The organism is Rhodococcus sp. 14-2496-1d (assembly GCF_002259365.1).
Classification (GTDB): domain Bacteria; phylum Actinomycetota; class Actinomycetes; order Mycobacteriales; family Mycobacteriaceae; genus Rhodococcoides.
Genome location: NZ_NPFV01000029.1, coordinates 86,127 through 112,162, shown reverse-complemented (window position 1 = coordinate 112,162; position 26,036 = coordinate 86,127). Strand labels below are relative to the sequence as shown.

Annotated in this window: 23 protein-coding genes; 12 read left to right on the top strand and 11 right to left on the bottom strand. The window is 65.8% G+C overall.

Going from position 1 to position 26,036, the window contains the following annotated elements:
* Window positions 1-6: 6 nt before the first annotated feature.
* From CH296_RS22020 to CH296_RS22010, 3 genes are all read left to right on the top strand, one after another.
* Complete coding sequence (locus tag CH296_RS22020) at window positions 7-684, top strand: GAP family protein (protein ID WP_094647888.1); 678 nt, start codon at window positions 7-9, stop codon at window positions 682-684.
* Between the two features lie 23 nt (window positions 685-707).
* Window positions 708-1,508: a HugZ family protein gene (locus CH296_RS22015; RefSeq protein ID WP_094647887.1), complete on the top strand. Its 801-nt coding sequence runs from the start codon at window positions 708-710 to the stop codon at window positions 1,506-1,508.
* A 97-nt stretch (window positions 1,509-1,605) separates the two neighbouring features.
* The gene (locus tag CH296_RS22010; RefSeq protein ID WP_094685758.1) at window positions 1,606-3,009 is read left to right on the top strand and encodes an NAD(P)/FAD-dependent oxidoreductase; all 1,404 of its coding nucleotides are present in this window, start codon (window positions 1,606-1,608) and stop codon (window positions 3,007-3,009) included.
* Window positions 3,010-3,111: 102 nt separating this feature from the next.
* Here CH296_RS22010 and CH296_RS22005 read toward each other — a convergent pair whose 3' ends face one another.
* The 8 genes from CH296_RS22005 to CH296_RS21970 form a co-directional block, all read right to left on the bottom strand.
* Window positions 3,112-3,780: an urease accessory protein UreD gene (locus CH296_RS22005; protein WP_094685757.1), complete on the bottom strand. Its 669-nt coding sequence runs from the start codon at window positions 3,778-3,780 to the stop codon at window positions 3,112-3,114.
* Window positions 3,781-3,786: 6 nt separating this feature from the next.
* Window positions 3,787-4,491 (bottom strand): urease accessory protein UreG, encoded by a 705-nt coding sequence (gene ureG / locus CH296_RS22000; RefSeq protein WP_032398114.1) that lies wholly within the window; start codon window positions 4,489-4,491, stop codon window positions 3,787-3,789.
* 39 nt (window positions 4,492-4,530) lie between these two features.
* Window positions 4,531-5,187 carry an urease accessory protein UreF gene (locus tag CH296_RS21995; RefSeq protein ID WP_032398115.1) on the bottom strand — a complete coding sequence of 219 codons (657 nt, stop codon included), beginning with the start codon at window positions 5,185-5,187 and terminating at the stop codon, window positions 4,531-4,533.
* The gene (locus CH296_RS21990; protein WP_045195133.1) at window positions 5,187-6,908 is read right to left on the bottom strand and encodes an urease subunit alpha; all 1,722 of its coding nucleotides are present in this window, start codon (window positions 6,906-6,908) and stop codon (window positions 5,187-5,189) included. The genes CH296_RS21995 and CH296_RS21990 overlap by 1 nt, the downstream gene beginning before the upstream one ends.
* Entirely contained in the window at window positions 6,908-7,540 is a 633-nt protein-coding gene (locus CH296_RS21985; RefSeq protein WP_045195131.1) for an urease subunit gamma, read from the bottom strand. Before CH296_RS21985 ends, CH296_RS21990 begins: the two co-directional genes overlap by 1 nt.
* 85 nt (window positions 7,541-7,625) lie before the next feature.
* On the bottom strand, window positions 7,626-8,906 hold the full coding sequence (locus CH296_RS21980; protein ID WP_143546408.1) for an aldolase/citrate lyase family protein: 1,281 nt from the start codon (window positions 8,904-8,906) through the stop codon (window positions 7,626-7,628).
* 5 nt (window positions 8,907-8,911) lie between these two features.
* Window positions 8,912-9,328 carry a PaaI family thioesterase gene (locus CH296_RS21975; RefSeq protein WP_256980569.1) on the bottom strand — a complete coding sequence of 139 codons (417 nt, stop codon included), beginning with the start codon at window positions 9,326-9,328 and terminating at the stop codon, window positions 8,912-8,914.
* Between the two features lie 268 nt (window positions 9,329-9,596).
* Window positions 9,597-10,334, bottom strand: coding sequence for a hypothetical protein (locus CH296_RS21970; RefSeq protein ID WP_373557303.1), 738 nt, complete (start codon window positions 10,332-10,334; stop codon window positions 9,597-9,599).
* A gap of 207 nt (window positions 10,335-10,541) precedes the next feature.
* Between CH296_RS21970 and CH296_RS21965 the strand changes: the two genes are divergently transcribed.
* The 3 genes from CH296_RS21965 (at window position 10,542) to CH296_RS21955 (ending at window position 13,977) form a co-directional block, all read left to right on the top strand.
* Window positions 10,542-12,017, top strand: a complete 1,476-nt coding sequence (locus tag CH296_RS21965; protein WP_094685754.1) for an iron ABC transporter permease — start codon at window positions 10,542-10,544, stop codon at window positions 12,015-12,017.
* 83 nt (window positions 12,018-12,100) lie between these two features.
* On the top strand, window positions 12,101-13,111 hold the full coding sequence (locus CH296_RS21960) for an iron chelate uptake ABC transporter family permease subunit (protein ID WP_256980568.1): 1,011 nt from the start codon (window positions 12,101-12,103) through the stop codon (window positions 13,109-13,111).
* Window positions 13,108-13,977, top strand: a complete 870-nt coding sequence (locus tag CH296_RS21955) for an ABC transporter ATP-binding protein (protein WP_045195125.1) — start codon at window positions 13,108-13,110, stop codon at window positions 13,975-13,977. The genes CH296_RS21960 and CH296_RS21955 overlap by 4 nt, the downstream gene beginning before the upstream one ends.
* Before the next feature lie 9 nt (window positions 13,978-13,986).
* On the opposite strand, the gene CH296_RS21950 is transcribed toward CH296_RS21955, so the two are convergent.
* Both CH296_RS21950 and CH296_RS21945 read right to left on the bottom strand, forming a co-directional pair.
* Entirely contained in the window at window positions 13,987-16,554 is a 2,568-nt protein-coding gene (locus CH296_RS21950; protein WP_094685929.1) for a bifunctional lysylphosphatidylglycerol flippase/synthetase MprF, read from the bottom strand.
* A 92-nt stretch (window positions 16,555-16,646) separates the two neighbouring features.
* Entirely contained in the window at window positions 16,647-17,948 is a 1,302-nt protein-coding gene (locus CH296_RS21945) for an esterase family protein (RefSeq protein ID WP_094629464.1), read from the bottom strand.
* 200 nt (window positions 17,949-18,148) lie between these two features.
* Here CH296_RS21945 and CH296_RS21940 point away from each other — a divergent pair, with 200 nt between their 5' ends.
* The 4 genes from CH296_RS21940 (at window position 18,149) to gndA (ending at window position 23,155) form a co-directional block, all read left to right on the top strand.
* Window positions 18,149-18,565: a BlaI/MecI/CopY family transcriptional regulator gene (locus CH296_RS21940; RefSeq protein WP_032398122.1), complete on the top strand. Its 417-nt coding sequence runs from the start codon at window positions 18,149-18,151 to the stop codon at window positions 18,563-18,565.
* Window positions 18,566-18,588: 23 nt separating this feature from the next.
* Window positions 18,589-19,545 (top strand): M56 family metallopeptidase, encoded by a 957-nt coding sequence (locus CH296_RS21935; protein WP_045195121.1) that lies wholly within the window; start codon window positions 18,589-18,591, stop codon window positions 19,543-19,545.
* A gap of 278 nt (window positions 19,546-19,823) precedes the next feature.
* On the top strand, window positions 19,824-21,545 hold the full coding sequence (locus tag CH296_RS21930) for a DEAD/DEAH box helicase (RefSeq protein ID WP_045195119.1): 1,722 nt from the start codon (window positions 19,824-19,826) through the stop codon (window positions 21,543-21,545).
* Window positions 21,546-21,703: 158 nt separating this feature from the next.
* Window positions 21,704-23,155: an NADP-dependent phosphogluconate dehydrogenase gene (gene gndA / locus CH296_RS21925; protein WP_094629442.1), complete on the top strand. Its 1,452-nt coding sequence runs from the start codon at window positions 21,704-21,706 to the stop codon at window positions 23,153-23,155.
* 66 nt (window positions 23,156-23,221) lie between these two features.
* Here the strand turns inward: gndA and CH296_RS21920 are convergent, their stop codons facing one another.
* Window positions 23,222-23,692 (bottom strand): DUF4262 domain-containing protein, encoded by a 471-nt coding sequence (locus CH296_RS21920; protein ID WP_045195115.1) that lies wholly within the window; start codon window positions 23,690-23,692, stop codon window positions 23,222-23,224.
* 145 nt (window positions 23,693-23,837) lie between these two features.
* Here CH296_RS21920 and CH296_RS21915 point away from each other — a divergent pair, with 145 nt between their 5' ends.
* Window positions 23,838-25,142: a DEAD/DEAH box helicase gene (locus CH296_RS21915; protein WP_256980537.1), complete on the top strand. Its 1,305-nt coding sequence runs from the start codon at window positions 23,838-23,840 to the stop codon at window positions 25,140-25,142.
* Complete coding sequence (locus CH296_RS21910) at window positions 25,139-26,035, top strand: DMT family transporter (protein ID WP_094682753.1); 897 nt, start codon at window positions 25,139-25,141, stop codon at window positions 26,033-26,035. The genes CH296_RS21915 and CH296_RS21910 overlap by 4 nt, the downstream gene beginning before the upstream one ends.
* Window position 26,036: the final 1 nt, after the last annotated feature.

Below are 26,036 nucleotides of genomic sequence, written 5' to 3'. Positions count from 1 at the left end.
CCCTCCATGGTGACCTTGCTGCTCGCTCTCGTCGGATTCGCGATACTCGATTCGCTCGACGTGTTGTTGATCGGCGTGACCGCAGCCATCGCAGTGCACGCGAGAACCACCCGCCGGTCCCCGTTCCGAGCCGGGCTGGCCTTCGTCGGCGGAGTGTTCACGGCGACGACCACATTCGGCATCCTCACCGTTCTCGGCATCGACTTCTTCACCGATCTGTTCGACATCACCATCACTCCCACGGTGCGGTATCGCACGGAACTCGCGGTCGGGCTGGTACTGATCACACTCGGTGCTCTGCGCACCACCGAGCGCCGCCCACCGGAGTGGGCGGCTCGAGCCGGCTCCAGCATCCCCGTCGTCGCCTTGACCGGACTGACGATCGGTCTGGTGCAGGGCCCGACGGCAGTGCCGTACCTCGCGGGGCTGACGATGCTCTCGACCTACGATCCGCGTCCGCCGTGGTGGCCGGCCATCGTGGTCGTCTACTGCCTGATCGGGCTCCTACCGCCCGTCCTCGTTCTGATTCTGGCGTCGAGGAAGAGTCGACGCTCCAGGCGCGCGTTCACCGCGACCGTCCGAGCCCTGATGCGGTACGGCCCTCCGACGGTGCGCGTCATCTTCGTCGTGCTCGGCGTCGCACTCGTCGCCGACGCCCTGATTCATGCCGGAGACCTCCTGTAGGTCGCCGTCGTAAGCTTCTGCGCATGGCACTCGATCACGGCGATCCCGGTGACGCCCCGTCCGTTCCCCCTCCCCTGGCCCCGGTCGTCGACGACCGTCGTCCCTCAGCGGCCGAAGAAGCGCGCACGATCGCTGCGTCCACCAACACCGCAACTCTTGCGAGCCTGACCGCGGACGGCGATCCCTGGGCCTCGTTCGTGACCTACGGATTGCTTGACGGCGCGCCGGTTCTGTGTGTCTCGCGCATGGCCGAGCACGGACGCAACCTCGCAGGCGATCAACGAATGAGCCTGTCGATCGTGGCACCGCAATCGCAGACCGATCCGCTGGCATCGGGCCGAATCACGCTGGCAGGCGTGGTCGAGCGGCCCGAGGGTGACGAATTGGCCGCGGCCCGCGCAGCGCATCTCGACGGCGTACCGGCGGCGAAGTACTACCTGGACTACAGCGACTTCACGCTGTGGATCATGCGCGTGCATCGTGTCCGGTGGGTCGGCGGATACGGCCGAATGGATTCGGCAACTGCCGAGGCGTATTCCCAGGCTGCGCCCGATCCGGTGTCGCCGACCTCGGGGTACGCGATAGAGCACCTCAACGCCGACCACTCGTCGTCCTTGACTGCGATGGCCCGCGAACTGGGCGGCTTTCCCGATGCCACGTCCGCCGAGTGCACGGCCGCGGACCGCTACGGACTGGATCTGAAGGTGTTCACTCCGCGCGGAATCGCGTACACACGGGTCGGTTATGCGACTCCGATCGACTCGGCCACCGAACTGCGGGCCGCGACCGTGGAACTTGCGAAGCGCGCAGCAGCCGCCCGATAGGTGTGCACTGCCATCACGGACACGACGACCTTGTCGAGACGTCGCGATGGATGGCGACTACCGTTGACCTCACACCGCAATCGTTAGGGAGCAGGTAATGAGCATCCAACCGCTCGAATCGAAGCGTCACCGCGTCGTCGTCATCGGTTCCGGGTTCGGAGGTCTGTTCGGCGTCAAGGCCCTCAAGAAAGCCGACGTCGACATCACCCTCGTCGCCAAGACGACACACCACCTTTTCCAACCTCTCCTCTATCAGGTCGCGACAGGCATCCTGTCCGTCGGCGAGATCGCTCCCACCACCCGCGTCATTCTGCGCAAGCAGAAGAACGCAGAGGTGCTGCTCGGAGACGTGCTGAACATCGATCTCGAGGCCAAGACGGTGACGTCCAAACTTCTCGAACGCATCACCGTCACCCCGTTCGACAGCCTGATCGTCGCAGCGGGCGCGCAGCAGTCCTACTTCGGCAACGATCACTTTGCTGAGTTCGCACCCGGCATGAAGACCATCGACGATGCACTCGAGCTGCGTGGACGCATCCTCGGTGCGTTCGAGCAGGCCGAACTCTCAGACGATCAGGAGGAGAAGGACCGTCTCATGACCTTCGTGGTCGTCGGCGCGGGCCCCACCGGCGTCGAGCTCGCCGGGCAGATCGCCGAGCTCGCCGATCGCACCCTCGACGGTGCCTTCCGCAACATCGATCCCCGCGACGCCCGCGTCATCCTGCTCGACGCCGCCCCCGCCGTACTGCCGCCGATGGGCGAGAAGCTCGGCCGCAAGGCCGCCGAGCGGCTCGAGAAGCTCGGCGTCGAGATCCAGCTCAACGCGATGGTCACCGACGTCGACAACGACGGCCTGACGGTCAAGGAGAAGGACGGCACCACGCGTCGCATCGAGGCGCAGTGCAAGGTCTGGTCCGCAGGCGTGCAGGGCAGCCCTCTCGGCAAGCAGCTCGCCGACCAGTCGGGATCGGAGACCGACCGCGCCGGACGTGTGCTGGTGGAACCGGACCTCACCGTCAAGGGCCACCCGAACGTGTTCGTGATCGGCGACCTGATGTCGGTCAAGGACGTTCCGGGCATGGCGCAGGGTGCCATTCAGGGCGCGACCTACGCTGCCAAGCTGATCAAGGCATCGGTCAAGGGCCAGGACGATCCCGCCCAGCGGGCCCCGTTCAAGTACTTCGACAAGGGTTCGATGGCAACGGTGTCGCGATTCAACGCGGTCGCCAAGGTCGGCAAACTCGAATTCGGCGGATTCATCGCCTGGCTCATGTGGCTCGCTCTGCACCTGTACTACCTCGTGGGCTACCGCAGTCGCATCACGACCGTCATCTCGTGGTTCGTGACGTTCCTCGGCAAGGGCCGCGCGCAGATGGCGTCGACCGAGCAGCAGGTGTTCGCGCGACTGGCCATCGAGCAACTCAATTCCCTCGAGCGTGCGGGGGCCGTCGAGGCAGCCGCGGACGAGTCGGAGCACGAACGCGAGAAGGCAGCAGGCTGATCGACCCCGAACCGGGAATCGACCGAAACAAGCTCTGACACAACGCATCGGCCGACGGGATACCGTCGGCCGATGCGTTGCTCGTTGTCCGAGCGGCCGGTCTCACATCCCCGGTTCGACGGGCAGCAGACGACGCCCCACCGAGGTACTCAGCGAGCCACCGCCGGCCAACGCCAGCCGGACGGTGCCGTCGGCCAGATCGACCTCGGACGCCCGGGTATCGGGATAGCGCAGAGTACTGGACATCGACAGCGGTGCCGACAACGCGTCGTGCGCAACCGATCCCGCGCCCAGTTCCACTCGATGGCGTAGCAGCGGGCTACCCCCGACATCGCATCGAATCGCACTGCTCCAGTGCCCCGCCGCTTCCTCGAAGCGGCCGATCTGGGTACGCTCACGCAGCCGTAGGGTCGAATCCTTCTCCAGTACAACGGTGTTGATCACCGAATGCGAGGCGTCGGAGACGACGACCATCGGTTCGGGATCGAAGATCAGCGATGCGCCTGCACCGACCTCGAAGTGCCACTGCGCGGACGAGTGACGGTGCAGCCCACCCGGCATCGCCAACGAGGCTGCGACACTGCGCACCTCCAGATGCGCCCCGGCCGCCACCGATATTCTGACAACGATGGTGTCTCCGCCGAGAGGAGTTGCCGCCGTACCGATCAGGTGAACTGTGTCCGGTCCCGTCTGGCGGCCCGCGAGTCCGCCCACCGAGGTGATACGAGGGCTCCGGCTGCGGCTCGCGTCGATGCAGAGCTCTGTGTGCATCGACGCTCAGTGCGTGTGGGCATGCGCGTCGGCGTCGGCGATCACCTTCAGCTGCTCTCGCACCCACTCGAGCACGGTGGTCGCCGCGGGATCGTCGGTGAGGGAGATCAGCGCAGTCGGCCGCCCCTCGCGCACCTGGGCCGCGTCCCGTTCCATGACACCGAGATCGGCTCCGACGTACGGGGCGAGGTCGGTCTTGTTGACGACCAGCAGGTCGGAGAACGTCACACCGGGACCGCCCTTGCGCGGCACCTTGTCTCCCCCGGCCACGTCGACGACGAATATCTGAACGTCGATCAGACCGGACGAGAACGTCGCCGTCAGATTGTCGCCACCGGATTCCACGAGAATCAGATCGAGGGGCGGGTTGTTCTCGATCAGATCGTCGATGGCGTCGAGGTTGGCCGTGATGTCGTCACGAATTGCCGTGTGCGGGCAGCCACCGGTCTGTACTGCGGTGATCCGCTCGTCGGGCAACACCGCGTGCCGACGCAGGAAGTCCGCATCCTCGGTGGTGTAGATGTCGTTGGTGAGCACGCCGAGTGAGAGCTCGTCGCGCAGCTGGCGGCACAACGCGGCCACCAACGCCGTCTTGCCGGAGCCGACGGGCCCACCGATTCCGACTCGCAGCGCGTCGCCTGCCGCCCGTGCGCGCTTGGGGCGATCCAAACCGTGGTCGTGGGGCTCACCGTCGATCAGGTGCGGGGGCATGTCGAACTCCTTGTCACTAGAGGAAAAATGGATCCGTGTTCAGGATACGAACAACGGCCGATCGCGGATGGCGTGGGCTTCGGCGAACATGTCCAGCAAGGGATCCGACAACTCCATCAGCTCGGGCAGGCAGTCGCACACCGTGGCGGTCACGTCGTCGCAGAAGTCACCCAACCGGATGGTGGTCGCCGCTACTTCGGCCGGGTCGAGGGCGAGCAGACGCTGCGCGGCGATCGCCGACCCGGTCATGGTGATGTAGACCTGCACCGCGGCCGTGTCCGCCACCGACAGACCCGCCGCGAGTCCGACATGCCCTGCGGCAACAGCGAGGTGCGGCTTCCGTCCGATCGACGACCAATCATGGTGCGGCCAGGCGGACTTGGCCAGCCGGAGCAGTCCGCGACCCTGAGCGCGGGAGGCAGATCTGGCGGCCGGAGACGGGGTTCGTGCGTCGGATTCGGCATCGGCCCGGTCCGTGCTCGACGACCCGTGCACCAGCGATGCGGCAATGGACGCCGTCGTCGCTCCGGAGGTTCGGATACGGCGTCGCAGAAATGCTTCGAGCGTCGTGATGTCTCGAACGAACCCCGAGGCGATCGCTTCCTCGACGCCGCCCGAGTGCACGTGGCCACCGGTGGGGAGGCGTGAATCGGCAAGCGAGAGAAGCGTCGTCACCTGGAGGCGGGCATCGGGCATCAGAACAGGAAGTATCGCTGCGCCATCGGCAGTTCGGTTGCCGGCTGCTCGGTCCACACGTCACCGTCGATACGGACGGTGAAGGTGTCGGGATCCACTCGGATATCGGGTAGAGCGTCGTTCAGTGCCATGTCCGACTTCCTGACACCGCGCACGTTCTTGACCGGAACGAGCCGGCGATCGCAGTTCAGACGCCCGGCCAGTCCGTCCTCGATCGCCTGCGGGGCAACGAAATGCAACGACGTCGCGGCCGCAGCCTTGGGTGACGCCCCGAACATCGGACGAGGTAGTTCCGGTTGCGGGGTCGGGATGGACGCGTTCGCATCGCCCATGGCTGCCCACGCGATCATGCCGCCCTTGACGACCATGTGTGGACGGACGCCGAAGAAGGCCGGATCCCACAGCACCAGGTCGGCGAGTTTGCCCGGTTCGATCGAACCGATCTCGTCGTCGAGGCCGTGTGCGACGGCCGGGCAGATGGTGTATTTCGCGACGTAGCGCATGACGCGGTTGTTGTCGGCTCCGTTGTCGCCGGCCAGGAATCCGCGACGAGATTTCATCACGTGCGCCGTCTGCCACGTACGCAGGACGACCTCACCTATCCGGCCCATGGCTTGAGCATCGCTGCCGATCATCGAGATCGCACCCATGTCGTGCAGCAGATCCTCGGCTGCGATCGTCGACGGACGAATTCGACTCTCGGCGAAAGCCAGGTCCTCCGGAATCGATGGACTGAGGTGATGGCACACCATGAGCATGTCGAGATGTTCGTCGAGGGTGTTGACGGTGTGGGGACGGGTCGGGTTGGTCGAGCTGGGGAGCACGTGCGGCTGCGCCGCCACGGTGATGATGTCGGGTGCGTGCCCGCCGCCCGCACCCTCGGTGTGATACGCGTGGATTCCGCGTCCCTTGATCGCATCGAGAGTGGTCTCGACGAATCCGGCCTCGTTCAGGGTGTCCGAGTGCAGAGCAGCTTGAACACCTGCGTCCTCGCACACGCGCAAGCATGCGTCGATCGCGGCGGGGGTCGACCCCCAGTCCTCGTGCAGCTTGAATCCCGATGCGCCTGCGCGCAATTGCTCCCACATCGAGTCGGGATTGACCGTGTTGCCCTTCCCGAGCAGCACGATGTTCATCGGCCAATCGTCCAGCGACTCGAGCATCCGGGACAGGTGCCATGCACCCGGGGTGACGGTGGTGGCCTTGCTGCCCTCGGCGGGTCCGGTACCGCCTGCGATCACGGTGGTGATGCCGCCACCGAGAGCCTCCTCCTTGATCTGCGGGCAGATCAGGTGGACGTGACAGTCGATGCCGCCGGCCGTGACGATCTTTCCGTTGCCCGCAATGATTTCGGTGGACGGGCCGATGACGAGATCGGGATGCACCCCGGTCATGGTGTCGGGATTGCCCGCCTTGCCCAGTGCCACGATCCGTCCGTCGCGAATACCGAGATCGGCCTTGATGATTCCCCAGTAGTCGACGACGACCACTCCCGTGATCACCGTGTCGGGAGCGCCGTCCGCGCGGGTGGCTCGGGACTGCCCCATCGATTCACGGATGACTTTGCCGCCGCCGAACACGGCTTCCTCACCGGCTGTGCCTGGTCCACCACTGCGGTCCTCGGTCACCTCGATCAGAAGATCGGTGTCTGCCAAGCGGATTCGATCGCCCGTCGTCGGGCCGAACAACTGGGCGTATCGACTGCGGCTCATGCGCGCCATCAGCTGTCCAACTTTCCGGGAGGTGTCATGCTCAATCCGTGGACCTCGCGCGTGCCACCGAGTGGCACGAGCCGAATCGTCTGTTCGATTCCTGGCTCGAAACGCACTGCCGTGCCCGCGGGTATGTCGAGGCGGCAACCGTGCGCCCTCTCGCGGTCGAACTGCAGCGCAGCGTTGGACTGCGGGAAATGTACGTGACTACCCACCTGCACCGGGCGATCTCCCGCGTTGACGACGGCCATGGATATCACCTCGGCACCTTCGTTGATCTCGATGTCGCCTGCGACGGTGATGATCTCGCCCGGAATCAGGTGACCGTCACCCCGCTTGGGGGAGATCGGCTCGTGCACGGTGATCAGCTTCGTACCATCGGGGAAAGTCGCTTCCACCATCACCTCGGGGAGCAACTCGGGCACGCCGTCGAGCACGTCGTCGGCACCGAGAATCTCGCGTCCCGAGGACATCAGGTCGGCGACAGATCGTCCGTCGCGGGCACCCTCGAGGAGGTGATCGGTGATGACCGCGATCGCCTCGGGGTGATTGAGTTTGAGGCCGCGTGCCTGGCGACGCCGAGCGAGTTCGGCCGCGTAGCTGACGAGCAGTCGGTCCTGCTCGTGCGGAGACAACCGCATTGGAGTTCTCCGTCCCGATCGGTGATGGTGCCCGGCAATTCTGACACGCTTGCGACCTACCGGCAGCGGAGCGCGCCGACGCACCTCATCCGAGAGGCACTGTCACCGATCGATCGAGCAGCCCCCGCAGCACGTCTCGGTCGATGCCGGCAGACACGTTCTGCAGCTCGGCGATGCCGAACGCGCCCGAATCCAGGCCCCGCACCAGAACACCTGCCAACGCCTGCGCCGTCGCCGGCTCGTCCATCACCTCACCACCCTGGCGATCGAGGTAGCTGCCCAGCCGAGCAGCAGCGACCGGCATGGCCTGACGGAAGAAGCCGAATGTCGCCGACCATCGCGTCACCAGGTGGCCGGGATGCATGTCCCAACCCTGATAGAAGCCGCGCTCGAGGGATCTGGTGACCAGCTCGAAGTGTCGACGAGCGGATGCCGCCACCTGCGTCGGATCGCCCGTCGGCACCACCTGGGTCGAACCGTCGCACACCCATACCCCGGTCTGTGCCGCTGCCACCAACATCACGTTCTTCGCATGGTCTGCCACCGGATGGGCGAGTGATTGCTGCGCAGAGGTGATTCCGCAGGCGGCGCTGTAATCGTAGGTCCCGTAGTGCAGGGAGGTGCAGCGGCCGTCCGCCCTGGTGATCGCCCGCGCGAGGGTCGCCGTGCCGTCGGCCCCGATCACCGCCTGTGGGCTCTCGATCTGCAGCTCGAATCGAAGGGCTCGATCGGGCAGACCGTGCGCACGTTCGAGTTCCTCGCACAAGGCGACCACAGCGGCTACCTGCTCGACGGCACGGAGCTTGGGTACGGTGAATACGAAGCCGTCCGGCACTCCCCCGGCTCCGTCCAGGACCAGCTCGAGGGTGCGGATTCCACGCCGACGCTCATGTGCGGCAAGCCCTTTGGCGCGAATTCCGAGCCACGTCGGACCGGCCGGATCGTCGGCAAGAGTGGCCAGGGCAGCCCCGACCGTGGTCGCGTGACGGTCCTCGACGACATCGGATCGCCACCCGTAACCGTCCTCGAAATCGAATCTGAGGTCCTGGATGGGCGCACCGCCGAGCCGGTCGCGCACGAGAGGCATAGCGTTCTGGGTGTCGAGTCCGGCGAACGCCTCGGGGTGGGCGTCCAGGATTGCCAGGGCGGCGGCACCCCATTCGGCCGGCACAGCCGCCGACGCATCAGCGGCCGACACATAGACGGTGTGAGAGGGCTGGCCACCGACTCGGTCACCTGGATAATGCTGCGCGAGTTCGTCGTCGATGGGACCGAAGAGTGATTCGAGGCGATCGAACGCGTCGGCAGTCAGTCCCGTTGCGCCCGACCGGAAGGAAGAGTCGGCGCTGTCGCTGTGTCCCGTCATGGGCATCACTGTCCCAGATGCGCGGTGTTTTCGATATTCGCCAGCCGGACCTTGCCCTGAGCAACCAGGCGTCCGTTCTCGTCCGTCATGTCGACCTGCCAGAGCTGCTGCGTCCGTCCTCGATGAATCGGATGTCCGTGCGCGCTCAGGGTTCCCGACCGAGTCGCGCGCAGGAAGTCGGTGTTGTTGTTGGTTCCGACGACGTGGCCGCGCGAGCCGAACCACGCCGATCCACCGATACTCGCCACCGACTCGACCACCGAACACAGCACGCCCCCGTGCATGATTCCCGCCGGTTGATGAAGCTGCGGGGTGACGGTCCATTCCGCGCGTACCTCGTCGCCGGAGACCTCGAGGTATCGGAGGCCGACGGCCCCGTCGAACCCTCCTGCACACAATTCGGTGAGCTGTTCCGGCGTCATCGTGTCGAAGGAGGTCTCCCCCGTGGTGCCGTTCGAGTCCGTCATTGCTGTGCCTTCCGGTTGCGTCGAGAGTGTGGCCGACTCGGCTGTCGACTCCCGTTCAGAGATACACGACGATGGACCCACAAAAATCGGTGGGCCTCTCGTTCGTCGAAGAACGAGAGACCCACCGTGGCAAGGACCGGGAGTCACTGCAGCCCTCAGGACTCCGGCGCGGTCCGTTGGTACGAAGTCAGCATAGGCAAACCTTAGTTGTGGCGCAAGGCCTTCACGATGCCCGCAGTCTCGCTCGCCCCGGAACCCCGACGCGTGATCGCACGGGAGCACCGGCGGCGACCATGGCGTCGAGCAGCATCTGACCCCGGCGCGCACCTGCCGATGCGCTCGCCCCCGCCAGAATCGGCACATACGTCGAGGCCCCGAGGATGGCGTCACCCACCAGAGCCCAGAAGACACGCGCATCCAGCGGTGCGCGGTCGGCGATCGCCCGGAACACCGCGCCGAGCGACGTCGTGCATCGATGCGCAGTCCAGACCAACAGAGCCTGTTCACACGGAAGTGTGACCGTGCCGGGCTCACCCGCAGCGGAATCCTCGGGCAGCACTCGCAGGATCGGCGATGCCACTCCAGCCCAATCGATCCCGCCGTCACTGTCCATGTGGATCCACAGATTGTCGATGCCCGGATCCCAGGCGCGTGCCTCCAGAACCAGCAACGCGGCCACTCGTCCGACGACGGCGTGAATGAGGGCCGTTGCGACCTGCACTGCCGCAGCCTCGGGAACATCGAGATCCTCGAGCGATCGTCGATACATCCGCTCGACGCGACCGTCGTCGAGTCCCACCGCCAACTGCCACCAACGGCGTTTGCCCTCGTTCGCCATGGCTGCCACCGCGTACATCCGCGGGTAATCGGGGTTGAGTGCACGCAGGGTCGCGCACGAGTCGGCCAACAGCGCCGCCCCGCCGGATCGACTCGAGAATCGATGCACATCGGCCCAGCCCATGTATGACGCTGTTGCAACTGACACCTGATCGCTCCTTAGGTTCTCGGCGGGTGCACGCGTCGCACCCCTACCCAATGAATGTAGGTTAGCCTAACCAGATCGTAAAGCGGGTCAGGCACCGCTACCCTTACCTCACCTCACATGCCGAGGAAGGGTTCCGTAACCTAAACCGAGTCCCTTCGAAAACAGCGAGGAGTCACGAGCACTGTGACAACAGCTCCGCTACTCGGCCCCCACGGCGCACGCCGGTCTTCCGACGAGCCGTACGGGACCGAAGACGTGCCCACCGGGCCGCCGCCGCGTAGCTCCCGCATCGCTGCAGCCGCGATCGACGCACTGATCGTGCTGGTCCCTCTGTTCGTCGGCTGGTCGATCGTCGACGCTCTTCGCGACGACAACGGCGGCGGCCAGGCGGACCGAATCGTGTTCGGCACCATCGCGGTGGGCGTCGCCGTAGCCCTGTTCGTCTGGAATCGCGGCTACCGCGACGGCAACGAAGGCCAGAGCACCGGCCGCCGCTGGATGGGTCTGACACTGCGTGACAGCGCCACGCACGGTCCCATCGGTGTTCGCCGTGCCCTCCGGCGCCAGTTCGGGATCGACGCTTCGTCGTCCGAGATCGTTCGAGAGAAGACCGCGGCAGCGGAGGGATTCGAGCCGATTTCCAAGGACGGTTCGGTCGCCGCGATTCGGCGCCGAAGATTGCTCGGCTTGGCCGTCCTGGTCGCAGCTCTCGTCGCCGGAATACTCGCCAGCATCGCCATCGGCGCGCGACCACTGACCTTCGCCGAAATCGCCCACGCCCTGCTGAATTCGACGGGCACCGACACCGACATCATCGTGCGTACGCTGCGAGTTCCCCGCACGGTGCTCGCGTTGGTCGTAGGAATTGCGCTCGGCATCGCAGGCGCTCTCATCCAGGGGCACACCCGCAATCCGTTGGCCGACGCCAGCCTGCTCGGCCTCAATTCCGGGGCGGCGTTCTTCGTCGTCATGGCCATCTACCTGTTCCGGTTCACCTCACCGAGTCAGTACCTGTGGTTCGCATTCGCCGGTTCGGCGGTCGCGAGCATCGTCGTGTTCGGTCTCTCCTCGATCGGGTCGGGCAGATCGAGTCCGGTCAATCTCGCCTTGGCCGGGGCAGGCGTCGCATTCTTTCTCTCGGCCATGACGAACGCCGTCGTACTGCTCGATCAGACCAGCTTGGACGGATACCGCTTCTGGGTGGTCGGATCCGTTGCAGGACGCGGCCTCGACGTACTGTGGCAGGTCTTGCCCTTCCTGGTCATCGGCGTGCTCATCGCATTGGCGAGCACACCCGGCCTGAACGTCATGAGCCTCGGCGAGGACGTCGCGCGATCGCTCGGGACCAACGTCGCGATCACCCGCACCGTCGGGATCCTCGCCATCACCCTGCTCACCGGTGCCGCGACGGCAGCGTGCGGGCCCATTGCGTTCGTCGGCCTCGTCGTTCCACACATCGCCCGCGCGGTGACCGGACCCGACTACCGCTGGCTCGTGCCCTACGCGGGCCTGATGGGCGGAGTGATGCTCATGATCGCCGACGTCATCGGTCGGGTCGTGGTGCGCCCGGGCGAGCTTCAGGTGGGCATCGTTCTGGCACTGATCGGGGCACCCTTCTTCATCGCTCTCGTTCGACGCCGGAAGTTGGTCAGCCTGTGACCACCGACCTGCAGTCCCCCACACCGGCACCCGGCCCCGGCGTCGTTCGCACCCGGCCCGCGTTCCGCCTCGGTCCGATCTCCATGGTCCGACGGCCGGTGATGGTCCTTACGACCGTCCTCCTGGCGGCGGCGCTGGTGCTGGTCATGTGCGTGAACATCGGCCGAGGCGACTTCCCGCTGTCGATCGCGCAGGTCCTGGACGTACTGCTCGGCGGCGGTTCGAGGATCGAACGATTCATCGTGATGGACCTGCGACTGCCCCGATCACTGACCGGGCTCCTCGTCGGGGCCGCCCTCGGTATATCCGGCGCGATCACACAATCGATCTCTCGCAATGCCCTTGCCAGCCCCGACATCCTGGGAATCACCGCCGGTTCCAGTGCCGCGGCAGTCGCACTGATCGTGCTCGGCGGAGGCAGCTTCAGCGGGCTGCTGGCCACCCTCGGTCTTCCTCTCGCTGCACTGTTCGGCGGGCTGCTCACCGCGATCGCCATCTACGCCCTCGCCTGGCGAAAGGGCGTCGACGGGTTCCGCCTCATTCTGGTCGGCATCGCCGTCAACGCCATGCTCACCGCCGTGGTCGGCTGGCTGCTGATCAGCGCCGACATCAACGACGTCTCCCGCGCTCAGGTCTGGCTCAACGGGTCGCTCAACGGAGCGGACTGGGCCGCGGTCTGGCCGGTTGCCATTGCCGTCGTCCTGGTCGGTGGCGGCACCGTCGTCGCGACGTTCACGCTCGGTGCCCTGCGACTCGGCGACGACAACGCACGATCTCTCGGAATTCGTCTGCAACACAGTCAGGCGATGATGCTGCTCGCTGCCGTCGCACTCGCCGCGATCGCCACCGCCGCCGCGGGACCCATCGGGTTCGTGGCGCTCGCCGCTCCCCAGATAGCGCTGAGGGTGCTGCGAACGCCCGGCCCCCCGATCATCGCGTCGGCACTGCTCGGCGGATTGCTCGTCGTGGGAAGCGATCTGATCGCTCGCACGATTCTGCCCGTCGAGCTCCCGGTCGGCATCGTCACGTCGGCCCTCGGCGGACCGTTCCTGCTCTACCTACTCGTTCGCAGTAATCGAAAGGCCTCCGTATGACAACCAGCCACACCTCGCGTCTGATCGCGAACGATCTGAGCCTCGGTTACGGCGACCGCACCATCGTCGAACACCTGGACCTCGAAATACACACCGGTGTCATCACCACGGTCATCGGACCCAACGGCTGCGGAAAGTCCACGCTGCTGCGCTCACTCGGCCGCCTGCTCAAACCCAAGGCCGGCAGTGTGATGCTCGACGGACGAGCGATCTCCTCGATGAAGACCAAGGAGGTCGCCCGCACCCTCGGAATGCTGCCTCAGGCACCGACCGCCCCCGAAGGCCTCACCGTCGCAGATCTGGTCTCGCGCGGTCGTCACCCGCACCAGTCGTGGATCAGGCAGTGGAGCTCGGACGACGAGGCCGAGGTGGCGAACGCACTCGAACTGACCGGAGTCGGCGACCTCGCCGACCGACCCGTCGACGAGCTGTCCGGGGGCCAGCGGCAACGCGCCTGGATCTCGATGGCACTGGCACAGGGCACCGATATTCTGTTGTTGGACGAGCCGACCACGTACCTCGATCTGGCGCACTCCATCGAGGTCCTCGATCTCGTCGACCGCCTGCACGACGAACTGGGCCGCACCATCGTCATGGTCCTGCACGATCTGAACCTGGCGATTCGCTACAGCGACCGGTTGATCGTGATGAAGCAGGGAGAGATCATCACCGCGGGTCGGCCGCAGGATGTCATCTCCGAGCAGCTTCTGCTCGACGTGTTCGGCCTAGAGGCCGCAGTCATCGACGATCCGATGTCCGATCGTCCCCTCATCGTTCCGATCGGAACCCGGCACGTGTACGGATCGGTCGGCGGGCCTGTGAGATCTCGGAATCGTTCTGCCACAGGCCCGTTCACCGCTATCTGACGACGCTGCTCACCGCTCGATCATCGTGCGCACCAGCTTGAAGCCCTGACCGATCGACACGTCCGGCAGATACGCCCGACCGATTGCATTACCGATGCTGGGAAGTGCGGCCGGATCGGCGAACGTCATGTGCATCGGTTCGTAGCGAGGCTGGAACTTCGACTTGAACGCCAGTAGTGAACGGAATCCGTATACAGGTTCGAGGGTGCGTCCGAGGACGTCGAGCAACCGTTCGAGCAAGCCCGACAGCGTCGACTGCTCGGCACTCGAGACATGTTCGGGTTGCTTCTCGTCGACCTTGGCCAGGGGTGCTCCCGACAGACTGAGGAATCGAGCCCCCTCCTGTTCGAGCAGCAGAGCGGCCGAAGCGATGAGGAATTCCATCGTGGGCCTGAAGCCCTCGGATCTCCGTCTCATGAAATCGAGCGTCCATCCGACGATGACGCCGTCCTCGTACACCGGCATCCACGAGGTCACACCGTGCACGGTCCGGTGCTCGTCGACGGCGATCAGGCACCGCACGTTCTCGTCGTCGACCTCCTCGAGACCGCCGAGAGTGAAGCCCATCTCGGGCATGCCCTTGTCCGCGACCCATTCCTCCGAGATCGCCGTGATCTGGTCCGTGATCGCCAGCGGGGCAGAAGGAAAGCGAATCCACTCGGCGACGACGCCGGCCTTCTTCGCTCTGTTCAGCGCAGTCCGCACGTCCTGGAATCGCTTACCTGTGAATGCGATTCCGTCGAGGTCGAGAACCGTTTCCTCACCGACCTGGATTCCTCCCCAACCGAGGGAGTCGGTGATGCGGCGGACGTCGGGTGTGACGGAGTAGAAGCACGGTATCCATCCGTTCTCGGATGCGAACTCGGCGAAGTCGACGACGTTGTCCCGCAGGGATTCCCGCGGACCGACAGGATCCCCGGTGGTCAGTGCAACGCCGGAGATGACTCGGTAGGCGACATAACTGCGGCCGTCGGGACCGAACCAGTACTTGTTGCCGCGCCAGGTCGTCATCCACGACAGGGCAGACCCGCTGCTCGACATGAGCAATTCGCGTGCCCGTTCGGTGGCGTCGGTCTCGCTGCCGTACACCGGGGTCAGGAAGGTACTCGCGGCGAGCACACAGACCACCACCCAGAACACCACGCCGGTCCACTCGAAGAGCAGAGTGGTCGGCGTGTTCTGCGGTAGCAGGGAGGGCTCGAGCCACTGCAGGTAGACCGGGGGAATCAACCGTTGCGGGAAGTCCGCCAGCAAGCCGCCGAACGATGGCGAATCGGCGAATCCGCCTCGGGCCAGATACCCACCGATCGAGTAGATCAGAGCGAGTACGACCGCCACCCCGACCACCGAGGCCGCCCATCGCCGATAGGTTCCCGAAGGTGCCGACACGTCGAAGAACTTCCGGGTGACGAACAGGACCAACAACACGATCAGCGGCAGCAGGAACGGCACCGCAGTGCGGTACGCCGTCGGCGATTCCAAACCGTAGAACAGGGACTGGTCGTCACCGGACTCGAGGAACCGGATCGCGAAGTTGGCCACCGACAGCGCGAGCAGAATTCCCTGCGAGACCACCGCCATCGCCCACGCGAATCGCCTTCCTCGGCGCAGGCCGTCACTGACCACCAGCAGGAACAGCGACGGCATGATGCTCAGGATGGTCGGGCCGACTCCCCCGAGTCTGAGATCGAGCAGACCACGACGGCATTCGACCGGGTCGGTGGTCGCGTCGGCGCAGATCTCGCGCACCTCGGCCGCCGTGTACGGAACCCCCCGCACCACATCTCGCAGTACCGCGAACGGCCCGACAGCGTTGGGGCTCAGTGCCGCCAGCACCGGGCCGAGGGCACTCGCGGCGACGATCAACGCAACCAGCACCCGACCTTCGCGTTGGGTACCGGCCAATCGCGGGCCACGTGCCGACCGACCGATGATCGACGGGCCCACGATCAGACCGATCACCGCCGCGGCGAGCCGAACGACGTCCTGCAGGTGCCCACCGAACAGAGCCAACGTCACCAACAGGGCCAGCACACCGACACGAATACGCCTGCGCCACAACGTATCCATCCGCGAGGTCGCGACCAGGACGACGCCGAAGATCCAGGTCGTCGGACCCACAGCGGTTCCGACGTGCAACCGGAACCCCCAATCCGCGTCGAAGGTCTTGGCCAGGACCGCAAGACCGAGGCCGAACAGCGAACCGGCCACCTGGGTCACCAAGGCCGCGACGGCGAAGCGACGGGATCCGATCCGGCGCTCGATCGGAGCGGCGGCGACCAACACCCCGATAGTGGCCACCACGCATCCCGCGATGTTGGGTGCCGCCAGACCCGAGGTGAGCGGGGTCCACAGGTGCCAGTGCTCGAAGGGCATGATGCCCACAGCGAAGTACCTGTCCATCTCGCCCCGGTCGTCCACGACAGCGGCGACGATGCCCATCACCCAGACGACGGCGAGCAACGCGAAACTGACCGGTGCTCCCACGGCACCGAACACGATGAGCGACCACAGCCGGCGAAGCTGGCGCATCACCGCAGACGCACCCGACCTCAGAGACTCGGTGCGCGTGCGCATCCAGGACGGTTCGCCGGGATCGTGCGCGCCTGCCACACCCGAAGTCGGTGTCTCGGCGTCGGCCGCGGACGGTCGTTCCGGATCGGTCACGTTCACGAAATCAACCCTGTCCTCGTCGCCAACCATGGGAGCTCACGTCGGAGGCCTTCCGACCACACAGCGAAGCTGTGTCCGCCCGGTACCTCCACGTACTGCACATCCATTCCGGCGGCCTTCGCCGCGTCGTACATTTCCTGTTGGCCCGGTTTGTAGTCGTTGTCGTCCGACCCCACGACGAAAATACCGGCCGAGTCGGGGTACCGACGTGATTTCAGCAGGTCGAGCGGATTGACGGCAGTGAACGCCGCGGAGTTTCCTCCGAAGGCCTGCTGCACCGTTCGGTCTCGATCGCCGAGAGTCGGCTCGCGCTGACCGGACAGGTCGAGAAACGTGGGATAGACATCGGGATGATTGGTCGCCATCTGTATCGAACACGTACCGCCGTAAGACAATCCACCGATCGCCCAGTGCGCGCGATTCGGATCGACCTGCAGCGCAGTGTCGATCCAGTCGGGAACGTCGCGGGAGAGATACGTGTCCACGTTGCCCAGGGGTGAGTCGACACAGAGCGGATTGGCCATCGACGACCCGGTTCCGTCCGCGACGACGACGACCGGCGCGAGGCCCGCGTGATCGCGAGCGAAGTTGTCCATGGTCTCGGCGAGCTTCCCACCGTTGAGCCAATCCTCGGGTGCTCCCGGCTGACCGGCGAGCAGCACGAGGACCGGAAGGAGCGGACGAGGATCGGCGAAGTAGGCGGGCGGCAGGTAGATCTGCGCATCTCGTGCGGAGAAGTTCGACGCAGTGGCCGGAATGGAGGCGGAGGTGATTCTCCCGGCGGACGCCAGGTCGGCGGGCGCGGTCCAGACCGAGTCGAGCGGCGTGCCGGTGACGGTCTGTGCCACCGCAGCGGGCACATCCGAGAACTGAATGCGCGCCGCGGACTCGGCCCCGAGAGCGTTGCCCACGGTGGGGTATGCGTCGAACTCCAGGTTGACGTGCAGGGCCGACGCCGCCACCACGAACACCGTCGCCAGCACGGACGCCGAGGTGCCCAGCACCCCTCGAGCGGCCAACGACCTGGGAACCATCGTGAACAACGCAGCGAGACCGACGCCGATCCACACGTAGATCGCGGTCTCTATCGGGTCCGGGAACGGTCGCCACACCTTCTCGACCACCACGTAGCCGATCGTCGTGGCAACGATCGATGCCGTCGCGGCGATCGGCAGCGCACGCGTGGCGTATCGCCGCGATCTCGACAAGAGCAGCCACAGACCACCGAGGGCACCGAGAACGGACACGATCACCGGTACCGGGCCGTCGATCAACGACAGGGAATCGAACCAGTCCACGCCTTCGTCTCCGCTCACTTCTCGAAAGTCGGGCCGAGGGGCGGCACGATCACAGCACAGAATATTCGCCGCGGGATTCCCGCGGTCGAGACCCGCCGATTCGTCGCGACACCGCCTATGACCGATCCCACACCTGCCGACAGGTCGGTACTACCACGAGTAGTACGCATCCGCGTCGGAGTAGCCGTAGACTCGGACGAATGGCTGGTCTTGGTGAACTAGAGCGTGCAGTGATGGACCATCTGTGGGAGTCGTCGGATCCCCAGACCGTTCGACAGGTGCACGAGGCGCTGGCGACGCATCGCGAACTCGCGTACACGACAGTGATGACGGTGCTGCAGCGGCTGGCGAAGAAGAAGTTGGTCGTGCAGCAACGCGACGACAGAGCGCATCGCTATGCCCCGTTGCACGGCCGCGACGAGCTGGTCGCGAGCCTGATGGTCGACGCGCTGTCGCAGGCACCGGCATCGGGTGGACGCGCAGCGGCACTCGTCCACTTCGTCGGACAGGTCGGGGCCGACGAAGCCGCCGCCCTCCGTGAGGCGCTCGCCGCTCTGGAAGTGGCACAATCGACATCGAAGTCCCCTTCGGCTGGAGATGGCCGTCCGACGGACTGACGCTCGCGGCAGTAAGTGAGGACATGAACTCGACGACTGCGCTGGTATTCGCAGTACTCGCGCTGATCCTGGCTGGGCCGGTTCCGGCAGTGCTCGCCCGCGCGAGCTGGCCGTACCGGTCACCACGCGCGGCTCTGGTGCTCTGGCAGGCAATTGCCCTCGCTGCTGTGCTCTCGGCCTTCAGCTCGGGCCTCGCGATCGGCGGACTGCTGCTGGTCCCCGGTCCGGACGGTCGGCCCACGACGGCACCGACCGACGAGATCGACGCTCTCGGCCTGCCCCTGTGGATCCTCTACGTCGTCGTCCTCGCCATCACGCTCGGCATCGGTGCCAAGCTCATGTTCTCCGTCGTTCAGGTAGCGGTCAGAACCCGTCGTCGACGTTCCAGACATCGCGTGCTCGTCGATCTGCTGGATCGAAGCGATCGGGGCGAGAACCCTTTCCGTGGTCTCCGCGATGCAGACATCCGCGTGCTCGACGCGGCGGAACCGATCGCGTACTGCCTACCGGGTCTGCGTCAGCGGGTGGTGCTCAGCCGTGGAACGTTGGCCAGTCTTTCCGAGGCGGAGGTCACCGCCATCCTCAGTCACGAGCGCTCACACCTGCGCGCCCGCCACGACCTGGTCCTCGAAGCATTCACCGCCGTGAACGAAGCGTTCCCTCGGATCGTCCGCAGCAAGTCGGCGCTCGGCAGCGTGCAGCTGCTGGTCGAGCTGCTCGCCGACGACTCGGCGGTCAAGGTCACCGGACCGACGCCGTTGGCCAGAGCCCTGGTCACCTGCGCCGGGTCGACTGCACCGCGTGGTGCGATGGCGGCCGGAGGGCCGCACACCCTCATCCGTGTCCAGCGCTTGAGCGGCCCGGGTGCCGATGTGCGCATCGCTGCGGCTGCCTACGCTGCGGCCGTGGTGATCCTCGTTCTTCCCACGATCTACGTCGCCATGCCGTGGCTGGAGGAATTGAGCAAGCTCGTCGGGTGAGTCCCGCGGGCGATCGGGGTCGCACAGGTCACATCGACTCGAGTCGAACAATCGGCGGTACGTCCCGTACAGTAGAGACCGGTCGCCATCGCGGCCTAGCAATCGAAATGGCACAAACAGCCCCACTTTATGCAGTTCTCGTCTGCATTCTGATGGCCAGGTGACAGTGCCCTGGCTCGTATCAATGTGTTCTGGCTGTTTTTCGTGTTTCCCGGTTCTTCGGGTGCTCTCAGCTTCGGGCTTATTGGCGTGCCCGCAATCCGGAGAGGCTTTACTGCGTGACCCACGCTGTTTCCAACACACCCGTTTCCACCGCTTCCGACACCACGGCAGTCCCGACGCCCGCAGCGGCACCGGCATTCACGTTCGCCGATCTCGGACTGCCCGAGGCAGTCGTCGCCGCATTGGCGCGCAACTCGATCACCGTGCCCTCCCCCATCCAGGAGAAGGCACTCCCCGACGCCATCGCCGGTAAGAACGTCCTCGGCCGTGCGCAGACCGGCTCGGGCAAGACCCTCGCCTTCGGCCTGCCGATCCTGCAGCGCCTGTCGTTGCACACCGACCGCCCGGCGGCCAAGCGCCCCCGTTCGCTCGTGCTGGTCCCCACCCGCGAGCTCGCTTTCCAGGTTGTCGAATCCCTCGCCCCCTACGCCAATGCGCAGGGCCTGCGCGTCATGCCCGCCGTCGGCGGCACCCCGTTCAACAAGCAGGTCGAGCAGCTCCGGCGCGGAGTCGACGTCCTCGTCGCCACCCCGGGTCGCCTCGCCGACCATCTGCGTCAGGGCACCTGCATCCTGGACTCCATCGAGATCACCGCGCTCGACGAGGCCGATCAGATGGCCGACATGGGCTTCCTGCCCGAGGTTCGTGCCGTCCTCGCCGACACTCCGGCAGACGGACAGCGCATGCTGTTCTCGGCCACCCTCGACCGTGAGGTTCAGTCGCTGGTACGCCAGTTCCTGCCCGATCACGTCGAGCACTCCACCCAGGACGGCAAAGCCAGCGTCCGCACCATGGATCACTACGTGCTCATGGTCGACCGGGGTCAGAAGGATCTCGTTCTGTCCGAGATCGGTGCCCGCGAAGGCGGTCGCACCATCATGTTCGCGCGTACCAAGCTGGGCTGCGACGGAATCACCGACCGCCTGCGTGCGCTCGGTATCGCCGCGGAGTCACTGCACGGTGGCAAGGCTCAGAATCAGCGCACCCGCGTTCTCGAGCGCTTCAAGAACGGCCGTACACCCGTCCTCGTCGCCACCGACGTTGCTGCTCGTGGAATCCACGTCGACGGTATCGACCTGGTCGTCCACGTCGATCCGCCCGCAGACCACAAGGACTACCTGCACCGCGCGGGACGTACGGCACGCGCGGGAGAGAAGGGCACCGTTGTCGCGATCGTGCTGCCCAACCAGCGTCGTCAGGTTCTGCGTCTGACCGGGATGGCCGGCGTCAAGGCCACCGCCGTCAACGTCTCGCCCGGTTCGGCCGAGCTGAACAGCATCACCGGAGCGAAGAAGCCGACCGGTGAGCCCCTGCGCGCCGAGTCCGCTCCCCGCGACCGGAACAGCCGTCCCGGCTACCAGGGCTCCAACCCCCGCAGCGGCGGCGGATACCAGGGCTCCAACCCCCGCAGCGGTGGCGGATACCAGGGCTCCAACCCGCGCAGCGGTGGCGGATACCAGGGATCCAACCCCCGCAGCAGCGAGGGCTACCAGGGCGACCGTCCCCGCACCGGCTACCAGGGCTCCAACCCGCGCAGCGGCGGCGGATACCAGGGATCCAACCCCCGCAGCAGCGAGGGCTACCAGGGCGATCGTCCGCGTCGCTCCGATTCGGGCTCGTACCGCGGCTCCGAGGGTCGTGGATACGAAGGCCGTGGCTCCGACAATCGCCGTCCGGCATCCGGTCCCCGCCAGGACGAGCACCGGTCCGGCGGCTTCCGCAGCCGCACGGAACGGCGTTCGTACGACGGTTTCGACGGTCCGGCTCGCAGCCACTGATCGGTTCGTCACCGTGAGGTCGTGATCCGACCCGAAATGCACGAACGGGTGCCGCATTCTTCGCGAATGCGGCACCCTTCGTCGTTGGCGGTGGCCGGCTTCGACACCGGCCGGGGGGTTGGCTCGCGCGAAATCTCGCGGCAAGGAAAGCTGTCTGTATGACCTCAGCAGCAGAACCGACAGAACTGGCTCAGATCGGAGTCACCGGACTCGCCGTCATGGGCTCCAACATCGCCCGCAACTTCGCCCATCACGGTCACACCGTCGCATTGCACAACCGCAGCGTGGCCAAGACCGATGCCCTGATCGCCGAGCACGGCACCGAGGGCAACTTCATCCGCACCGAGACCATCGAGGAGTTCGTCGCCGCCCTCGCGAAGCCGCGCCGAGTGCTCATCATGGTCAAGGCAGGCGACCCGACCGACGCCGTGATCGAGGAACTTGCAGGCGCGATGGAGGAGGGCGACATCATCATCGACGGTGGCAATGCCCTCTACACCGACACCATCCGGCGCGAGGCCGCCATGAAAGAGCGTGGACTGCTCTTCGTCGGTGCCGGTATCTCCGGCGGCGAAGAAGGCGCGCTCAACGGACCGTCGATCATGCCGGGCGGACCCGCGGAGTCCTACAAGGCCCTCGGACCGCTGTTGGAATCGATCGCGGCGCAGGTCGACGGCACGCCGTGCTGCACCCACATCGGGCCCGACGGCTCCGGCCACTTCGTCAAGATGGTCCACAACGGCATCGAATACGCCGATATGCAACTCATCGGTGAGGCCTACAACCTGTTCCGTGACGCGCTCGGATACACGCCCGCTCAGGTAGCGGACGTGTTCACCGAGTGGAACAACGGAGACCTCGAGAGCTACCTCGTCGAGATCACCGCCGAGGTTCTCCGCCAGGTCGACGCCAAGACCGGTCAGCCTCTCGTCGACGTGATCGTCGACGCTGCGGAGCAGAAGGGCACCGGTCGCTGGACCGTCAAGGCGGCTTTGGACCTCGGCGTTCCCGTCACCGGTATCGCCGAGGCCGTGTTCGCTCGGGCTCTGTCGGGGTCACGCGCTCAGCGCAAGGCAGCCGTCGGACTCGCCTCCGGAACACTCGCCGACAAGCCGACCGACGCAGAGCAGTTCACGCACGACATCAGTCGGGCTCTCTACGCGTCCAAGATCGTCGCCTACGCGCAGGGCTTCGATCAGATCGCCGCGGGCAGCACCGAATACGACTGGAATCTGCATCCCGGTGACCTCGCCACGATCTGGCGTGGTGGCTGCATCATTCGCGCTCGGTTCCTCGATCGCATCAAGGACGCGTACGACGACAACGCCGAACTGCCCAGTTTGATCCTGGCCCCGTATTTCCGTGATGCCATCGAGAACGCTATCGACAGCTGGCGTCGAGTGGTCATCACCGCGGCTTCACTGGGCATTCCGGTCCCCGCGTTCGCGTCCTCGCTCTCCTACTACGACGCGTTGCGGGCAGAGCGTCTACCTGCCGCTCTGACACAGGGTCAGCGGGACTTCTTCGGGGCGCACACCTACGAGCGAACCGACTCGGAAGGAAAGTTCCACACTCTGTGGAGCGGCGATCGTTCCGAGATCGAAGCCTGACCGAGAAGCTTCCGCCGGTGGCGCTGCGTTCACCACGCAGCGCCACCGGTACAGCACGGGAACCGGTCAGCCGGGTACCGGCCCGAGAATCGGTTGGACCACCGTCGACGGGATTCCTTCCCACGGCAGTGCACCTTCGAGGTCCTTCCACACCGCCTGCACCGCACTGAAGCACCCTTGGCCGTAGACGTCGGAGGCTGCGTACAGAATTTCCGCACAGTCCGGTACGTCGATGGTGAACAGCTCGAATCCTGCTGCAGTGCAACCGATTCCGGATTCGAGCTCGAGCATTCCCGAGGCCACCGAGGCGCCCAGCGAATTGAGAATTCGCGAGGACTCATGTGGCCCGCGTCCGGTCATGACGATCTCCGGGCTGCCGAAATTCGTCAGACCGACCGTGTAGCAGAACGCCGGATGGATACCGTCGAGATCGATTTCCGATTCCACGTACTGCAAGGCCCACCCACACCTGTCGATGGTGCGTTTCACACCTTCGATGTACTCGTCGACGCTGTAGCCCTGACACATCTTGCACATAGCTCCCCCACACTCTGCGTGCGATCGCCCCCTCGGCGATCACGGTGCCGAACGCCGATCGAACGTGCGTTCTACTCGAAGTATTGCGCGGGGCACCGACAAGAAGATTCCGACGCGTGGTCGACGCAGCGGTAGGGTCACAGCCATGCCGGGTCAATCCGTTCGATCGTTCGCAGAACTGGGACTGCCCGTGGTTCTCGTCCACTCGCTCAGGAAAGCGGGTGTCTCGGAGCCGTTTCCGATCCAGTCCGCGGCTCTGCCCGATGCGCTCGAGGGCCGCGATGTTCTCGGCCGTGCTCCGACCGGATCGGGAAAGACTCTCGCGTTCGGGCTTCCGTTGCTCGTGCGGCTTGCCGGCCGTCGCAGTGAGCCCGGTGCTCCGCGTGGGCTCGTGCTTGCTCCCACTCGCGAACTCGCGCTCCAGATCCAGGAAGTCCTCGACATCCACGGTGCGACGTTCGGCCTACGCAGCGTCAGTGTGGTCGGCGGCGTCCCGCTCGAGCGCAATGTCCGAGAGATCCAGCGCGGAATCGACATCGTGGTTGCCACCCCCGGTCGCCTCAACGACCTGCTCGCCCGACGCTCGATCACGTTGAATCGCGTGGAGGTGACCGTGATCGACGAGGCGGATCGCATGGTGGACATGGGATTTCTGCCCCAGGTCGATTCGCTCCTCGCCGCGACACCGGCCGGCGGGCAGCGACTGCTGTTCTCGGCGACCTTGGACGAGGACGTCGACCGCCTGGTCGAGAAGTTCTTGAACGATCCGGCCGAACATTCGACGGCGGAGTCGGTCGGCGAGCCCGACATCGCGCACTACGTGTTCAGGGTCGACGCTGCCCGCAAGACCGAAGTAGCTGCCGCACTTGCCAACAGGGACGGTCGCACGCTGCTGTTCGTCCGGACCACTCACGCGGTCGACCGACTCACCGACGACTGTCGCCGTCTGGGTGTATCGGTATCGTCGTTGCACGGCAACAAGACTCAGGCTCACCGCACACGCTCGCTGGCCGCTTTCGGCGACGGCGAGTCGACCGCGCTGATCGCCACCGATGTCGCAGCACGGGGGGTTCACGTCGATGACGTCACCCTCGTGGTTCACGTCGACCCACCGTTGGACTCCAAGGACTACGTGCACCGCGCGGGCCGCACTGCGCGCGCCGGAGCCAGCGGAACCGTCGTGACGTTGGCCACCGCCGATCAGCTCGATCACGTGCGTGCGATGGCCGGCGACGCCGGTGTCTCGGCGACGGTGATCGACACCGAGACCGATCCCACCTCGTGGCGTCGGTTGACGGGGGCGCGTACCCCCATCGGCCGACCGCTCCCGGCCGAGGCGACGGAATCACCCGCCCCACGTAGTTCGCGGCGCGGTGCCGCACCCGCCCGACACGAGCGACCCGGGCGTTCCGGAGGCAGGCGAGGCGGCACCCGAGGACGACGCGGGTGACCGCCTCCTGGTTGTCGATCCTGCTCGCGCTGGTGTCGGCATTCCTGTTCGCCTCTGCGTCGGTGGCACAGCAGAGCGCCGCCGCGTCGGTTCCGGAGGGAACATCGCTGCTCTCGGCTCTGATCCGAAGCCCGAGATGGTGGGTGGGCGTACTCGGGGACGGCGGCGGCTACGCGGTTCAGATCGCTGCACTGTGGGTCGGTTCGGTGCTGGTCGTGCAACCGTTGCTCGTCACCGCCCTGCTGTTCGCACTCCCGATGTCGGCGAAATTGACGGGCCGGGCACTCCCGGTTTCGACGTGGGCACTCGCCGTTCTCCTGGCCACCGCCCTTGCGGTGTTCATCGTGGTCGGCGATCCCAGCGAAGGCAATACCGACGCCCCGCTGGCCGATTGGATCATTCCGCTGATCATCGCCGCGGTCGTGATCGGTGGCGCCGCGGTGGGCGGGCTCGTACTGAGAGCGCCCGGCGCGCGGGCTCTGCTGCTCGGAGCCGCGGGAGGGCTGCTGTTCGGTCTGGCTGCGGCTCTGACGAAGTTCGTCACCGATCTGGTGGAGAGCGACCTGCTCGGAGCCCTGGCAGCCTGGCAGACCTACGCGCTGGTGGGATCCGGAGTTCTCGGGTTCTATCTGCAGCAGCGAGCCTTCCAGGCCGGTCCGCTGTCCGCCTCACTACCGGCGGTCACGATCGGCGAACCACTCGGCGCTGCGTTCATCGGCATCACGGTCCTGGACGAGCGAATCAGAACCGACGGGACGTCCCTCGCCGTCATCGCCGTAGCGGTGTTCGTCATGGTGGTGACGACGATTCGACTGTCTCGGACCCAGGCGTCGACCCGCATCGAAACGGAGACAGGGGACGTGGCTTCGGCCCCGAATGCGCCCGACCGGTAGT

Excerpts from the sequence above, each read along its gene's own strand:
- CH296_RS21995 (WP_032398115.1), bottom strand. The coding sequence starts at position 5,187 with ATGCCCGATGCCCGCCTCCAGGTGACGACGCTTCTCTCGCTTGCCGAT.
- CH296_RS21980 (WP_143546408.1), bottom strand. The coding sequence starts at position 8,906 with ATGACGGGACACAGCGACAGCGCCGACTCTTCCTTCCGGTCGGGCGCA.
- CH296_RS22005 (WP_094685757.1), bottom strand. The coding sequence starts at position 3,780 with ATGCACACAGAGCTCTGCATCGACGCGAGCCGCAGCCGGAGCCCTCGT.
- CH296_RS21950 (WP_094685929.1), bottom strand. The coding sequence starts at position 16,554 with ATGCGCACGCGCACCGAGTCTCTGAGGTCGGGTGCGTCTGCGGTGATG.
- CH296_RS22015 (WP_094647887.1), top strand. The coding sequence starts at position 708 with ATGGCACTCGATCACGGCGATCCCGGTGACGCCCCGTCCGTTCCCCCT.
- gndA (WP_094629442.1), top strand. The coding sequence starts at position 21,704 with ATGACCTCAGCAGCAGAACCGACAGAACTGGCTCAGATCGGAGTCACC.
- ureG (WP_032398114.1), bottom strand. The coding sequence starts at position 4,491 with ATGCCCCCGCACCTGATCGACGGTGAGCCCCACGACCACGGTTTGGAT.
- CH296_RS21920 (WP_045195115.1), bottom strand. The coding sequence starts at position 23,692 with ATGTGCAAGATGTGTCAGGGCTACAGCGTCGACGAGTACATCGAAGGT.
- CH296_RS21970 (WP_373557303.1), bottom strand. The coding sequence starts at position 10,334 with ATGGGCTGGGCCGATGTGCATCGATTCTCGAGTCGATCCGGCGGGGCG.
- CH296_RS21935 (WP_045195121.1), top strand. The coding sequence starts at position 18,589 with ATGAACTCGACGACTGCGCTGGTATTCGCAGTACTCGCGCTGATCCTG.
- CH296_RS21955 (WP_045195125.1), top strand. The coding sequence starts at position 13,108 with ATGACAACCAGCCACACCTCGCGTCTGATCGCGAACGATCTGAGCCTC.
- CH296_RS21990 (WP_045195133.1), bottom strand. The coding sequence starts at position 6,908 with ATGGCGCGCATGAGCCGCAGTCGATACGCCCAGTTGTTCGGCCCGACG.
- CH296_RS21940 (WP_032398122.1), top strand. The coding sequence starts at position 18,149 with ATGGCTGGTCTTGGTGAACTAGAGCGTGCAGTGATGGACCATCTGTGG.
- CH296_RS21915 (WP_256980537.1), top strand. The coding sequence starts at position 23,838 with ATGCCGGGTCAATCCGTTCGATCGTTCGCAGAACTGGGACTGCCCGTG.
- CH296_RS22010 (WP_094685758.1), top strand. The coding sequence starts at position 1,606 with ATGAGCATCCAACCGCTCGAATCGAAGCGTCACCGCGTCGTCGTCATC.
- CH296_RS21985 (WP_045195131.1), bottom strand. The coding sequence starts at position 7,540 with ATGCGGTTGTCTCCGCACGAGCAGGACCGACTGCTCGTCAGCTACGCG.
- CH296_RS21960 (WP_256980568.1), top strand. The coding sequence starts at position 12,101 with ATGGTCCGACGGCCGGTGATGGTCCTTACGACCGTCCTCCTGGCGGCG.
- CH296_RS21975 (WP_256980569.1), bottom strand. The coding sequence starts at position 9,328 with ATGACGCCGGAACAGCTCACCGAATTGTGTGCAGGAGGGTTCGACGGG.
- CH296_RS22020 (WP_094647888.1), top strand. The coding sequence starts at position 7 with ATGGTGACCTTGCTGCTCGCTCTCGTCGGATTCGCGATACTCGATTCG.